Raw genomic sequence first — 13433 nt, 5'->3', positions numbered from 1 at the left:
CGTTTTCAAGGGGTGGCTCGCTTTTCGAAGGGAAGGGTGTACATAAGGCCGGTGGTGAAGGTGTTCGCCTGTCCAACGTTGCGGCCTTGAAAGGTGTTGGAGTAGCTGAACCAGTACTGAAGGTCTTTTACCTTCGGGACCGGGACCTTGATGGTTGCGCCGGCTTTGGAGAAGTTGGTGCGGTTGGAGACGAAGGGCATGTCCTGGGGGCGGATGTCTCCGCCTCCGCGGGCCTGCTGTACGGAGAAGTCGCCTAAGAGCGAGACGTTGTTTTTGCGATAGCCGACGCTGGTGCCGTAGTTGAAGAGGTTGGGCATCGCGACCTGATTGCTGAGATAGAGCTGTCCATTGGTGTAGTAGCTGGTGCGGTCGAGCGTTACGTTGCTGCGGAAGGTGTAGGCGGCGGTGCCGTTAAGATAGAGGCCGCGCCTGCCCAGATAGTTCAAGGTGGCGCGTCCGGTGAGGGTCTTGCTGTTGGTGCCGAGCGAGAGCGGTTGAAGGTCGGGGGTGTAGTTGGTCATGGGGAGGGTGCCCGATAGCACGGCGATCGCTCGCAGCGCGCCGAATTTGCCGACAGGAACGCTGACGAGCTTGTACTTTGCGGCGAGGGTGAGGTCCTGAAATCCCGACTGGCCATGGAGTACGCCCTTGCTGGCGTCGGTCCACACGTAGGGCACGTTGATGATGAAGTCGAGCCGGTTGGTCACGCCGTAGTTGGCTGCCATGGTGATGGTCTGGGTCGTGATGGTGCCGATGTTTCCGTTGACGCGTTGGAGGCTTCCCTGCCAGTAGCTGTCCCAACTGTCGTGCGTGTAGAGGGCGCCTGCACAGAGAGACCGCTTCGCCAGCATGATGCCATCGTCGATGGTCTGGGCATGGAGCGATGGGCTGAGCAGGGACAGGAAAGTAAGACAGCCAGAGAGGAGAGCGGCATGTCCGGCTCTCCGCACTTTGGATTTGGGGGTGCTTCCGGCGAGGAGGAATCGGCGACGGGAGAAGAGGAGCGGCAGACGATCTAACAGCGGCTTTTTGAACCCGGATGATGCTGGCACGTGATTCGAAGTCATGGGTGGTTCTCCGTGTCGTGAGAGGAAGGCCAACGCACAGCCTCGTACGGAGCTGGCAGTCATCGGGTGACTGCGAAGCCTGGCTGCGAAGAGATTCGTATGCCTTGGTCACGAGGGAGTTTATGCGCGCACGCGGGTGCTGTCTTCAGCTCAAAGGATGGTTTTTCTCTCCATCGTCTGGGGGACAGGCTTTGTGCCGGGGGCGTGGCGGGGGTACACTCTGAGAGTTCACGTGGGCGGTTGTGCCTGCTTGCGAATCTCTGAATGGAGCTTTGATTATGTCTGCGATCGAGTCTGGGATTGAGTCTGGGAGTGCTAGTTTCTGGAGCCGTTTCGAGGAGCGCGTTGCTCCGTTCAACCTGTTGCAGCACCCGTTTTATCAGGCGTGGTCGAAGGGTGAGCTGACGCGTGAGGATCTGCGGGAGTATGCGGCGGAGTACTGGCATCATGTGTCGGCGTTTCCGACTTATTTGAGTGCGCTGCACTCGCGGCTGCCGGATGGAGAGATGCGGCGTGAGGTGTTGCGCAATCTGGCGGAGGAAGAGGGCGTGGATGCGGCTACGGCTCGTCCGCATAGCGATCTCTGGATGGACTTTGCGACTGGAATAGGTGCGACTCGCAGCGAGGTTGAGGGGCGCGCGGTGCAGCCGGAGATGACGGCGCTGATGGCGACGTTTCGTGAGTTGATGCTGGAGGAGAAGGCATCGACTGCGATGGCGGCGCTGTATGCGTATGAGTCGAAGGTGCCTGCGATTGCGAAGACCAAGGCCGAGGGGTTGGCGGAGCACTATGGGACTGAGGGTGCGGCGGCGCGGTACTTCACGCTGCACCAGACGGCCGATGTTGCGCATGCGAGTGTGTGGCGAGAGTTGATTGAGAAGCAGCTTGCGGGTGCGCCGGAGGAGGAAGAGGCTGTGCTGGCGGCTGGGGAGCGGGCGGCAAAGGCGCTCTGGGTTGCTCTGGATGGGGTGGAGCGGGAGCGGCTGGCGGTGAACTAAGTCCAAATAAGTCCAGAGGATCAATTTGAAGCGAGGGGCCAGGCGAAAGATGCCTGGCTCTTTTTGCTTTCGGAAGCTCTTCGGCTCTGCGGTTAGTGGTGCGTGGGTGGAGTGTAGAGGTTGAGGAAGACCCAGACGCTCATGTTTCCAAGATCGACCAGCATGTGAGAGAAGGTATTGGAACACAGACTGCGTGTCTGACGATAAGTTGCGCTCCATACGATTCCCATAATCATGAGTGCGGCAACCATCTGCCAGTTTCTACTTCCAGCGGAGAAGACTCCCCATTGCAGGGGATGGGCGGCCGCAAAGAACAGCGTTGGGTAGAGGAGTGCTGCCCAAGCAGGCCATTGCGAGGTGACTTCACCGAAGAGGCCGCGCCAATAAGACTCTTCGATGAAGGGATTGATGAGGGCCAGAGCAAGCCAGCAGACGATAAGAAGTGGGGAGTGGAGGAGATTCAGGTGGAGGAGCAGGATCGGCCAGGGAATCAAGCCGATGAGGATGCCTGACGACCATGATCTCCATCCGGAGCTTCTCGTGTACGCCGCGAAGATGGTTGACATTCCATTGACGGAGTAGAGAACCGCAATCATTCCGGACCAATACACGAGCTGCAAGGGAATCCAGGCCCAGGCTCCTACTACGGAAGAAAATACGCGAGCCGTAAGGTGGCCAGCGGAGATGAGCAGGATCGGTGACAGCAGCACGAAACGGCGTTGCCTGGAGGAGAACGCTCGTTGATCCTGATCTTGTGGCGTCGAAGAGTTTTCTATCACGCGAGTTTGGATTCGTGGGGATTGAATAATTCGGCTTAGAAGCGCATGTATTGACTGTCGTGCTGTTGGTGCCAATGTGTGACTTGCTGGAGGGCCTGGGCGAGGGAGTTGACGACCACGGTGGGTCTGCCGCTGCCGAAGCGTTCGATGGACTGCTCGGCGGTCTGGTCCTGGTCGCTGGCGGAGTTCCAGAGACCGACGACGATGCGGTTGTTGGGCAGGTGGGTACGGACGCGCTGGCAGATGGCTCGGGCCTGGGAGAAGGCGAAGGGTGGTAGGGCGGAGATAAAGACGACGGTGTTGGATTCGGTGGCGAGGGAGTCGAGGATCTCGCTGGAGACGGCGGAGGCGGAGAGGAGGAGGGTCTGATGGTTGGCTCGCTCCATGAGCTGGCCGAGCATGAGGGTGGTGAGCTCGTCGGCCTGGTCGTTGACGGAGATGCAGATGACGGCGAACTCTTTCTCCTGGTCGTTGGGGCGGGAGGAGCGGCGGGGTTTGACGGGGTTGGGGGCGTCGGCGGGTTCCTTCTGGTGGTAGTCGGCTAGTTCGGCGACGATCTCGCCGATGGTGAGGAAGAAGAAGTCGGAGCGCTTGTCGTCGAGGTTGCCCTGATGGCGGTCCTGCTCGACGAGGGCAAGGGCGGGGATGAGGACGGAGTCGTAGAGCTCGATGAGGGGCTTGCCGACGAGGAAGCGGTTGGCGATGGCCTGAGCTTCGCGCTGGTCCATGGCGAGGAGGCGCTCGTAGAAGTGGGCTTCGGTGGAGAGCTCGGCGTCGGTGCCGAGGAGGGTATGGAGGAAGGAGAGCTGCGGTACGTGTCGGCCCATGACGACGATGCAGACGGTGAGCGGGGTAGAGAGGATGAGGCCGGGCCATCCCCAGAGCAGCGCCCAGAAGATGGCCATGGCAAGGAGTGCGAGCGAGGAGATGCCGGTGCGGGTGCTGTAGAGCCAGGGTTCGACGAAGTTGGTGGCGGTGAGCTCGAGCGCGAGGAAGAGACAGAGGATGAGGATGGGCGGCCACCAGGTGGTGGAGATGGCGACCGAGACGATGAGAGGCAGCGCGAGGCTGGTGGCGGTGCCGACGTAGGGGACGATGCGGAGGATGCCGGCGAGAACTCCCCAAAGCGTAGCGTCGGGTACGCCGATGAGATAGAGACCACCGCCGAAGAGGATGCCGTAGGCTGCGTTGACGGCGAGTTGGAAGAGGAGATATTGGCTGATGCGGGTGGCGGCCTCCTGCAGGGCCTGGGTCATGAGGTTGATGCGTCCCATGCCGGCGAGCAGGAGGATGCGGTGGCGCAGGTCCTCGCGCTTCATCAGGAGGTAGATGGTGAAGACGATGACGACGCCGACGGTTCCGATGGGCCGGAGGAAGCGCATGAGCAGCTCGGCGGTGGTCTGGAGCTGGGTGCGGTCGGGATCGATGACGCGGACGGGCTGGACCTGCACGGGGGTCTGCGAGACGGACGTGGGCGAGGAGGGGGCGATGTCGCCGCTGATGTCTTCGACGGCAGTGAAGGCTTTTTCAAGGGACTGTTCGGCTGGCGAGTGGACAGTGGCCATCTTCTGGTGGATGTTGAGGCGGTAGGCCGGAAGGGTGCGGGCTACGTTGAGAAGCTGCTTGGCGACTACGTAACCGACGCTGAAGATGCTGAGGAAGGCGAGGATGCCGATGAGGGCGACGGCGAGGACGCGGGGGACGCGGCGTGTTTCGAGGCGGCTGACGGCGGGGGCGAGCAGGAAGGACAGGGTGAGCGCGAAGGTGAGCGGGATGAGGAGCTCGCGCGCGAAGTAGAGGATGAGCACGATGACGGCAAGGACGAGGAGGGGCTCTACCCTGGGGATCTCGGTGGTGCCGGCGCGGGACATGGGAGTTGTGAGACCTCGTAAGACCTGATGAATGCTCTGCGCTTATGCGGGCAAGAATACATCAACATGCAGGCTCGCGGAGTTTATTTGCCGCGTGGGTAGACTAGACTCTTGGTTGCAGATGGAGGTGGATGGATGAAGGAGACGCAGCCGGTAAGCGCGCGGGAACGCTATGCCTTCGGGCACGAACGGCGGAAGCAGTTGAAGCGCCAGCATCATAAGGCGTGGACAGCGAAGCAGAGGCGGGAGAGTCCGCTGAAGCTGCTGGAGATCTCGACGCGGGGGCGGGTGCCGGCGCTGGTGACGCTGAAGAACGAGTTGATGGCGGCGTCGCCGTTCGGGTACTTTCGCGGAGCGGTGCCGGTGATGGCGTATGACCTGTCGTTGGTGGGGAGCACGGGGATCTGCAATCAGCTATGCGGCGATGCGCATGTGAGGAACCTGGGGGCGTTTGCAGGGCCGGATGGGCGGCTGGTCTTCGATATTAATGATTTTGACGAGACGATCGTCGCGCCGTTCGAGTGGGACGTGAAGCGGATGGCGACGAGCTTGGTGCTGGCGGGACGTGGGTCCGGGGCCAAGGATGTACGTTGCCGGGAGGCGGCAGCGGTATTTCTGGAGCGATACCGGACGATGATGCAGTCGTTTGCACGAATGCCGGTGCTGGAGGTCGCGAAGTACCAGGTGCATCGGCTGGGAAGTGTGACGCCGGTGGCGGGGATCCTGATGATGGCGGAGCGAGCTACGCCCATGCATACCCTGTTGACGCTGACGGAGGTAGAAGGACGAGCTTCGGTGGCGAAGAAGAAGGGGAGCAAGACGGCGAAGGGTGCCGCTAAGAGCTCGGCTAAGAATGCGGCTAAGAGTTTGGGTCGGGCGCCGAGGGTGTTTCGGACGATTCCGCCAAACCTGAAACGGGTTACCGGAGCGCTGGCGGAGCAGGTGGTGGGGTCACTGACGATGTATGCGGAGAGCCTGCAGCCGGAGCGGAGACACTTTCTGGCGCAGTACCGGCCGATGGATGTCGCGTTCAAGGTGGTGGGGACTGGGTCAGTGGGTCTGCGGGACTACGTGGTGTTGATGGAGGGAAATGGCACGAAGGACCCTCTGTTTCTGCAGATCAAAGAGGAGGTTGCTTCCGGGTATGCGCCTTACGTTGCGGGTGCCTTGAAGGGGCGAAGAGGAAAGCAGCACGAGGGCCAGCGAGTAGTGAATGGGGAGCGAGCGATGCAGCTGCAGTCCGATCCGTTTCTGGGATGGACGACGATGGACAGCAGAGATTACCTGGTGAGGCAGTTGAACGATCACAAGGCCTCGATTCAGCTGGGAGATCTGAAGGCTGCTGGATTGCTGGAGTATGCGGGGGTGTGCGGCGAGATTCTGGCGCGGGGACATGCGCGGGCAGGAGATAGCGCAATGGTGGCCGGTTATGTAGGGACTTCACCGCGGTTCGATGAGGCGGTCGGAGCGTTTGCGGAGGCCTATGCGGATCAGACGGAGCTGGACTGGAAGCAGCTGGTGAAGTCGTTGAAGAAGTGATGGCGATAGGAGACCTCCCTATCCAGGGAGAGGATCAATCACGGTATATCCCACCCACGTGTGATTGGCCTCGAGTCAGATAATCTTTTATAAGCCAACTGGCAGTAGAGTTATCTTCGCAACGGTTAGCCGCTGGGTTTAACCAGAGCCGCGGCGACCCTGTGTAATCCTTTGCCTGTGACGGAGTGCGGTCGATGTTGTTGTCGAAGATCACAAAGCTCGGCGTTCTCGCTCTTTTTGCCCTGCCAGTCCTTCCATTGCGGGCTATCTCAGCGAACGATGCTCCGTTACCAGCCTCCGCCATAGCCGACAAAGTGCTTGTCTTGAAGAGTGAGAGAAAGCTGCTTTTGATGAAGGGCAGCGAAGTGCTGAAGACGTATACGCTTTCGTTGGGGGGCAATCCGGTCGGTCCGAAGATCATGGAAGGCGATCGCAGGACACCTGAAGGCAACTATGTGCTCGACCGGCATAACGCACATAGCCAGTATCACCGGTCCATTCACATCTCTTACCCAAACGCGGACGATGTGGCGCGCGCGAAGAGGTATGGTGTTCCAACCGGCGGCGAACTGTACATCCATGGGCTTCCGAACGACTTCAAAGGGCCGGCCCACCACCTGGGCGACTGGACCGAGGGCTGCATCGCGGTGACCAATGCGGAGATCGACGAGATCTGGCGAGTGGTGGCTGATGGCACGCCGATCGAGATCAAGCCTTAGCTGTAATCATCTGCGACCGCAGCGCTTCCGCTCATTTGGGATAGGGGTAGCCCTGGGCCAACTCCAGCTTCAGCGTTCTGTCATGATCGTAGATGTCGTGAAAGAAGTGAACATCACCGTTCTCTCCTACGACGACCGTCATGTAAAAGATCAACACGGGAATCGCCGGCACAAGATTCACCTGGAAGTTATCCCGGCCGTCATGCATGGCCTTCTCAACCTTTTCGAGATTCCAACTGGGATTGTTCCGGAGAAGCCACGCTGCAAACTTGGCGGGATCCTGCACGTGGATGCATCCATGGCTGGCCACCCGCTTTAGCTCTCCCTCTTCCCCTTCGGTTGCCTCGGAGAACATATCGAGGCTCGCAGGGGTGTCGTGGATATAGACATCGTGCTGGTTGGGAAATATGAATTTGACCAGACCCATCCCGTTCTCGGGCCCAGGTGGCTGCCTCACCGTCAGCTTCCCTGCTCGCACCTGCTGCAACAGTGCAGGAGTGACGTCTCCCGACTTAATCACCTTCCCGCTTGCGCTGACCAGCTCCAGATTCTGATCGCTCAGGGATGGATTTTTCTCAAGGTCGGGAATGATCTCCTTGCGCAGGATGTTTGGCGTAGGGGTCCAGTAAGGACGAAAGACGAGGTACTGGATGTTGTTTTCGAACATGGGTGTCTGGTGGTCATAGTCCTCGCCCACATTCACCCTCATCGTGAGGCCCACTTCATTTTTACCGTCGAACCCGTAGAGACGGAACTCCGGAACGTTGATGACGATAGGAGGCTGTTTGAACTGGTAGGGCAACCAGCGATATCTCTCCAATCCCAGGCGCATCTGCTCAATCCGGTCGCTGAGCGGGACGTTCAACTCGACCACTGTCTTGTAGTCGAGTTCCCCGGTTGCCTGTCGGCCCAGGCGCTCCTGAAAGTGTTTGACCGCATCGACCAGGGGGCCTTCATAGACCTTCGAGTCGGGCGGGATGCTAACGCTATCCGGTAGATCGCCCAACAGCCGTAATCGGTTTCCCAGTCCTGCTATGCCCGCATACTGGCCGCCCGGAGACACTCCTCCGACGTCAAGCACCTTCTCTCCGTCACCGCTCTTCTCAAGCTCCATGTAATGCAGCAAAGCAGCGCGGAGTCGCTTGTAGCTTGGGAATGGTGGTTCGATCTGGGCCAGCTCGGCATGTAGATCGGACCCGTTGACCAGCCGCTCGCGGACGAAGTGCGGCAGGTCGAGTTTCTTGCTGGAGACGTCGAACTCGAAACCCAGATTTTGCGGGTTAACCCTTCCGATATGCAGGTCGGAGACGTAACGCATCCCGCAGACGGTGAGGGCGGCGTCGAAGCGCGCTTCATCAGCAGCCTCGTGCGGACTCTTCAACAAGGCCACGCGATCAGCCCACCGCGAGGCGTCGTAGTCATCAGCCTGCAGGCCCTCTCGATCGGCATCCTGCAAGATCTGGATCAGTTCGAGAGCCTGAGTGGTGGGTTGGCCGTCGTGGATCCACGCAGGCTGATATCCGGGGCGGTAAAAGTTGATGACATGCGAGCGATAGTCCGAGAAGTCGGGCCAGCGAAGATCTTCGAGATGACCGGAGGCAGCGATCGCACTTAACCGGGCAGAGGCGCTGTCCTGCTTTGCCGCCGAACGGGCTTCTCCCGTGGCTGTGGCTGGGGAGCTCGTTGTCTTCTGAGCGGAGATCTGTCCTCCAATCGGCAGAGGTGAAACAAGAACAAGAAGGGCGATCTCAAGCCGGCGTGAAGGATGCACAAGATACTCCTCGAAACAACAATTCGCTTATGTTAAGAACGAGTTAACGGGCATTCGGCGCTAATGCAGGCTCATCATAGCAAGACACCCGCCGCCACACTTTTTTGCTTAAGCTGCTTCTCGTTTCACAGCATTTAATCCCGTCGGAGTTCCGCATGATCGCTTCCCTCTTCGTCGCGACTTGCGTCGCCACACCGCAATCTTCTGCTTGTCGAGGTGCACGATCTTTCGGGCGCGTCAGCGATTGGCTCTCAGGGTTGAATCGCGGGCTTGGCAGATCGAGTGGCGTATTGAGCGAGGATCAGGCCGATGAGGAGCATCGCCGCGGCGGCGACGTAGAAGGGTGTGCCGGCTCACGGGAGAGCGCCGTGGATCGGGTTCGCTCCCGCCGCCTGGAGGCTGGGACCTGCCGGAGGCGGGGATACGTCCGGAACCATCAGTGGCGTATTTCCTCACAGTCTTGCGCCAGCGCTCTCCTTGTCTGGCTATTTGATTGAGATGATGGTTGCCTGCCGGGCGATCTGCCGCCAGCTCGTGCCGGAACGCTGCCAGATATCGAGGAAGCGGCGCTGAACAATCTTGCCGGTGTTCGGGCCGGTCAAGGGCTTGACCATCTCTTGCCCCATGATGGCGACAGTGTCCTGAGAGACGGAGACCCTTTCGATGGACTGCTCGTAAGCGGAGTATTTGAGCATGCCGGCGTGCATGGCTTGGAAGACTTCGGGCTTGCTGCGCACCACGTTGTCGGGAGCGTTGACGATCATCTGCGGCGACCAGAGCTTATCGAGCGTTGGAGCGTCCTCGGCCAGGACGGCCTTGACCTGCGCGGCTTCGGCAGTTCGAACCTGTTGTTCGGCAGCGTCGCTCTGCGCGAAGACGGGGAGGGCGAACAGGCAGACGAGAAGAGAGAAGAGGCTGGAATGCTTCATCTATTTTTTCTCCAGGTAAAGGGATAGCTGTATGGTGCGGCAGGCGCCGGCAGCGTATCAAGCAAAATCCGCGCGGAGTCTTCAGCCGCGAGTGCAGGGCGCTGGGAAGAAGCTCGCCAGCCTCTTGTGGCCGGACTCAGGAGGGAACCGCGGGTTGAGTCTTGCGGGTGGCGTATTGGGCGAGGATCAGACCGATGAGGAGCATGGCGGCGGCGACGTAGAAGGGGGTGCCGGGGCTGCTGATGATCGCGTTGGCTCCGATGGATTTGCTGAAGATGTAGGTGAAGAAGCCCGGACCGATGAGTCCTGCGATGCCGCGCAGGCTGTTGATGGCGCCTTGAAGCTGGCCTTGTTCGGAGGGGCTGGTCTTGCGGGAGAGAAGGCTTTGGGCGGAGGGCCAGGTGAAGGACATCAGGTTGAGGACGGGGATGCCGAACCATAAGAGGAGGCCGGTTTTGGAGGAGCCGATCATGGAGTAGCCGATGGCTCCGCCGATGAGGCCGATGGTCATGGCGCCGCGCTCGCCTACTTTGGCGATGACGGGTTTGATGAGGAGTGCACCGTAGATGACGGTGAAGACGCCTACGGTGGCGAGCGAGAGACCGACGGTGCGATTGGTCCAGTGGTAGCGGTAGTCGTCGTAGATAACATAGACGTTCATGAGGACCTGCTGGGCGAAGTAGCCGAGGAGAAGGACTCCCGAGATGGCGAGCATGCCACCGCGGTTGAGCAGCTTGAGCGAACCGACGGGGTTGGCGCGCGCCCAGGAGAAGGGGCTGCGGTTGGCGAGCGAGAGCGACTCGGGGAGCACGAAGAGGCCGTAGAGTCCGTTGATGAGGCTGAGGCCGCCTGCGACCCAGAACGGCAGGCGCGGGTTGATGTTGCCGAGAAGTCCGCCCATGGCCGGACCAAGGACGAAGCCGATGCCGAACGCGGCGTTCAACATGCCGAAGGCTGCGGCGCGACGCTCGCGTGGGGTGACGTCGGCCATGTAAGCCATGGCAGTGGGGATGCTGGAGGCCGTGAGCCCGGAGATGACGCGGCCTACAAAGAGCCAGCTGAGTGCGGGAGCCCAGGCCATGAGGAGGTAATCGAAGCCGAGGCCGAAGTTAGAGAGCAGGACGACGGGACGGCGGCCGAAGCGGTCGGAGAGCGAGCCGAGAATGGGCGAGAAGAAGAACTGCATGGCGGCAAAGACGGTGCCGAAGAGGCCAAGCATCTTTGCGGCGCTGGAGGTGTCGCCGTGGAGGAAGCCTTCGATGAGACGAGGCAGGACAGGGGCGATCATGCCGAGGGCGAGCATGTCGAGGGTGACGGTGAAGAAGATAAAGGTGGCGGCGGCGCGGCGTCCCGCGGGTGGTGCGGACGGGAGCGCGGCGTTGCCGGTCAAGTCAGGGGCGACGAGTTCAGGCTCGGTGATCAGGGTATCGGGCGTGGTGATGGGTGGCAGCGGTTTTTCGGGAGATTCGGCCATGCGATTGATGGCAGTCTACGTGAGTTTTGTGACGGGTTATTGGATATTTCGGCGGGCAATCTCGAGGGCGAGTCCTACAGCGTTGCGATCGCGTCTGTACGGGCAGTTGGCAGGAATTTATACGAGTAGTGTTGCTGGCGTGCTTTACTGGGGCTTGGTGGGCTGGTAATTTTTTGCTGACGAGATGAGGATCCAAGGTCGATGCGGTTTGTTGTAGGAGCCACAGTGTCGATTTGTCTACTGGCAGCAGGGAGCTTGCATGCGCAGAGCTCGAGCGCCGCGAAGCAGATCGTCGACACCATGCTGCACCATGAGAACGATCCGGCGGAGCATCGCAACCGGTATATCTATCTCTGTGAGGAACGGTCTGATCGTACGGGCGGCCATCTGTGGCGGGAGCGCGTGATAGAGACTGCACTGGGTAAGGTGAGACTTCTGCTGACCGAAGATGGCAAGCCGTTGAGTGCGGATCGGATGGCTGCCGAGAAGAACAAGCTTGCCGAGATTGTTGCGCATCCCGAGGTCTTTCGGCGGCGAGAGCAGGCCATGAAGAGTGACGAAGAGCACGCGGAGCAGATGCTGGCGTTGCTGCGAAAGGCTTTTCTCTTTGAGGATCCTCACGTGGAAGGGAGCGATCTGCATATTGCATTTCGACCGGATCCTGCTTACAAGACGCAGTCGCTTGAGGAGCGCGTGTTGCATGCAATGCTGGGCACTGTCTTGATAGATCGACGGACGATGCAGTTGCACGGGATTGATGGCAAGATGCCTGCGGATGTCAGCCTCGGGTTTGGTTTGCTGGGAACGGTGCATGCTGGCAGCAGCTTCAGCACGACGCATGAGATGGAGCCAGGTGGCGATTGGAAGGACGCGACGGTGAACACGGCGATCGAAGGCAAGGCGATGCTCTTCAAAGAGATTGGCAGGAATGAGCGGGTGGTGCACAGTGAGTTTCGACAGGTCCCGCAGGATATAACGGTGGCGCAGGCGGTGGAGATGCTGGAACGGTAGCCGGGTAACCCCAAAATAAATCTGCCGTCCGTGGCGTGTTTTGAGTCGAAGAATTTAGCGCGGCTCGCCACCACGTTTATCACCACAACTCACCACGCTCTCACCATCAATTCACCACACCAAAATCCCCGATTTCCGCAAAAACCCCTTACAAAACCACGAAACCCCGCGCAACATTTTTTGGTGAGTTGAAGGAAATTTAAGTTAGTCAGGTCCCAGACAGCTAAGCTGCGGCTACGCGCTGGATGAGGTTGTTCTGCTCTCGTTGGGATTCGGCGCCGATGGTGAAGGCGTCGAGTACGCCGGTGCCGAGGGCGTAGCGAATGGCTTCGGCCGGCTTGTCGCGAAGATCGCCCTGGCCGAGGATCTTCATGCCGACGATTCCCTTCCCTTGCGCGCGCATCTGCTTGATGACGCTGATTACGGTCGCTGGGTCAGCGTCCATATGGGAGCCGATGGGGTTGAGGCGGACGAGATCGACTTCGACCCAGGGCGAGGCTGCCGCTGCTTTCAAGGCGGAGAGGCTGTGGCAGGAGACTCCGTGCGCGCGGATGATGCCTTTTTGTTTGGCCTCGGAGAGGACGTCCATGACACCGCGATAGCGTGTGGTCCAGTCGGCCTCGGTGACGCAGTGGATGAGGACGATGTCGATGTAGTCGACTCCCAGCTCTTTGCGATAGCGGTCGAGGTCGGCGCGGACTCCGGCGGCGTCACGCGTGTCGGTCTTGGTGAGGACGGTGACTTTGTCGCGGGGGATCTGCTTGAGAGCCTCGGCGACGTAGGGATGGCTGCCGTAGGAGTCGGCGGAGTCGAAGAAGCGGAGACCGTTATTGTTGTAGCCGTCGAGGAGGAGTCTGGTGAGAGGCGAGGTGCCGAGGCGGGTCTGGTTGGAGGAGCCGCCGAAGCCGATAGTGCCGGTTCCCATGGCGAGGCGGCTGGTGCGGATGCCGGTGTGGCCGAGGGTGACTTCGTCCTGGGCCTGGAATTTTTGCGGGAGTGGATCCGGTTCGAGCAGTGCGGCGCGAGCGATTGAGGAGCAGGCGAGAAGGGCGGCACCTACGGTGCGGGTCGAGCGGCGAAGGAAGTCTCTCCTTAGCATGGCGCGATCTCCTTGGGGATACGGTACTCCAAAACGGGCACTAAGGAGAATGGCTGGAGGCGAGTTTTGCCGGTGGTGGGTAGGGGATACCCCCCCTATTGCCCGCGCGCAAGTCTTTTACAATGTGAGGGTTGCGGCGAAGCATTCCCCGTAAAAACTTCATTCTAAAACACTTG

11 protein-coding genes are annotated in these 13433 nt (G+C 60.2%); 4 read left to right on the top strand and 7 right to left on the bottom strand.

All coding sequences use genetic code 11. From position 1 onward, the window contains the following. Positions 1-5: 5 nt before the first annotated feature. Positions 6-1067, bottom strand: coding sequence for a transporter family protein (locus tag HDF08_RS18625; protein ID WP_179640185.1), 1062 nt, complete (start codon positions 1065-1067; stop codon positions 6-8). Between the two features lie 278 nt (positions 1068-1345). Between HDF08_RS18625 and HDF08_RS18620 the strand changes: the two genes are divergently transcribed. Next, positions 1346-2065 (top strand): CADD family putative folate metabolism protein, encoded by a 720-nt coding sequence (locus tag HDF08_RS18620; RefSeq protein WP_179640184.1) that lies wholly within the window; start codon positions 1346-1348, stop codon positions 2063-2065. A gap of 92 nt (positions 2066-2157) precedes the next feature. Here the strand turns inward: HDF08_RS18620 and HDF08_RS18615 are convergent, their stop codons facing one another. Together HDF08_RS18615 and HDF08_RS18610 are read right to left on the bottom strand one after the other, a co-directional pair. Beyond that, on the bottom strand, positions 2158-2775 hold the full coding sequence (locus HDF08_RS18615) for a CPBP family intramembrane glutamic endopeptidase (protein ID WP_179640183.1): 618 nt from the start codon (positions 2773-2775) through the stop codon (positions 2158-2160). A 104-nt stretch (positions 2776-2879) separates the two neighbouring features. After that, positions 2880-4715: an AI-2E family transporter gene (locus HDF08_RS18610; RefSeq protein WP_179640182.1), complete on the bottom strand. Its 1836-nt coding sequence runs from the start codon at positions 4713-4715 to the stop codon at positions 2880-2882. Between the two features lie 135 nt (positions 4716-4850). On the opposite strand from HDF08_RS18610, the gene HDF08_RS18605 reads away from it, so the two are divergent. Further along, positions 4851-6254: a DUF2252 domain-containing protein gene (locus tag HDF08_RS18605; protein WP_179640181.1), complete on the top strand. Its 1404-nt coding sequence runs from the start codon at positions 4851-4853 to the stop codon at positions 6252-6254. A 200-nt stretch (positions 6255-6454) separates the two neighbouring features. After that, on the top strand, positions 6455-6973 hold the full coding sequence (locus tag HDF08_RS18600) for a L,D-transpeptidase family protein (RefSeq protein WP_218884861.1): 519 nt from the start codon (positions 6455-6457) through the stop codon (positions 6971-6973). Between the two features lie 31 nt (positions 6974-7004). On the opposite strand, the gene HDF08_RS18595 is transcribed toward HDF08_RS18600, so the two are convergent. From HDF08_RS18595 to HDF08_RS18585, 3 genes are all read right to left on the bottom strand, one after another. Beyond that, the gene (locus HDF08_RS18595; protein WP_179640180.1) at positions 7005-8744 is read right to left on the bottom strand and encodes a L,D-transpeptidase family protein; all 1740 of its coding nucleotides are present in this window, start codon (positions 8742-8744) and stop codon (positions 7005-7007) included. A gap of 485 nt (positions 8745-9229) precedes the next feature. Beyond that, positions 9230-9673, bottom strand: a complete 444-nt coding sequence (locus tag HDF08_RS18590; RefSeq protein ID WP_179640179.1) for a nuclear transport factor 2 family protein — start codon at positions 9671-9673, stop codon at positions 9230-9232. A gap of 136 nt (positions 9674-9809) precedes the next feature. Beyond that, entirely contained in the window at positions 9810-11147 is a 1338-nt protein-coding gene (locus tag HDF08_RS18585) for a TCR/Tet family MFS transporter (RefSeq protein WP_179640178.1), read from the bottom strand. Between the two features lie 201 nt (positions 11148-11348). Here HDF08_RS18585 and HDF08_RS18580 point away from each other — a divergent pair, with 201 nt between their 5' ends. Then, positions 11349-12158 (top strand): hypothetical protein, encoded by an 810-nt coding sequence (locus HDF08_RS18580; protein ID WP_179640177.1) that lies wholly within the window; start codon positions 11349-11351, stop codon positions 12156-12158. Between the two features lie 223 nt (positions 12159-12381). Here the strand turns inward: HDF08_RS18580 and HDF08_RS18575 are convergent, their stop codons facing one another. Then, positions 12382-13257 (bottom strand): aldo/keto reductase, encoded by an 876-nt coding sequence (locus HDF08_RS18575; RefSeq protein ID WP_179640176.1) that lies wholly within the window; start codon positions 13255-13257, stop codon positions 12382-12384. Positions 13258-13433 lie beyond the last annotated feature (176 nt).

It is taken from the genome of Tunturiibacter empetritectus, from assembly GCF_013410875.1.
Taxonomy (GTDB): domain Bacteria; phylum Acidobacteriota; class Terriglobia; order Terriglobales; family Acidobacteriaceae; genus Edaphobacter; species Edaphobacter empetritectus.
This window is presented reverse-complemented; position numbering and strand designations above follow the sequence as displayed.

Bases quoted from the DNA above. Each gene is read 5' to 3' on its own strand.
- HDF08_RS18575 (WP_179640176.1), bottom strand. From the start codon at position 13,257: ATGCTAAGGAGAGACTTCCTTCGCCGCTCGACCCGCACCGTAGGTGCC.
- HDF08_RS18585 (WP_179640178.1), bottom strand. From the start codon at position 11,147: ATGGCCGAATCTCCCGAAAAACCGCTGCCACCCATCACCACGCCCGAT.
- HDF08_RS18580 (WP_179640177.1), top strand. From the start codon at position 11,349: ATGCGGTTTGTTGTAGGAGCCACAGTGTCGATTTGTCTACTGGCAGCA.
- HDF08_RS18610 (WP_179640182.1), bottom strand. From the start codon at position 4,715: ATGTCCCGCGCCGGCACCACCGAGATCCCCAGGGTAGAGCCCCTCCTC.
- HDF08_RS18590 (WP_179640179.1), bottom strand. From the start codon at position 9,673: ATGAAGCATTCCAGCCTCTTCTCTCTTCTCGTCTGCCTGTTCGCCCTC.
- HDF08_RS18625 (WP_179640185.1), bottom strand. From the start codon at position 1,067: ATGACTTCGAATCACGTGCCAGCATCATCCGGGTTCAAAAAGCCGCTG.
- HDF08_RS18605 (WP_179640181.1), top strand. From the start codon at position 4,851: ATGAAGGAGACGCAGCCGGTAAGCGCGCGGGAACGCTATGCCTTCGGG.
- HDF08_RS18620 (WP_179640184.1), top strand. From the start codon at position 1,346: ATGTCTGCGATCGAGTCTGGGATTGAGTCTGGGAGTGCTAGTTTCTGG.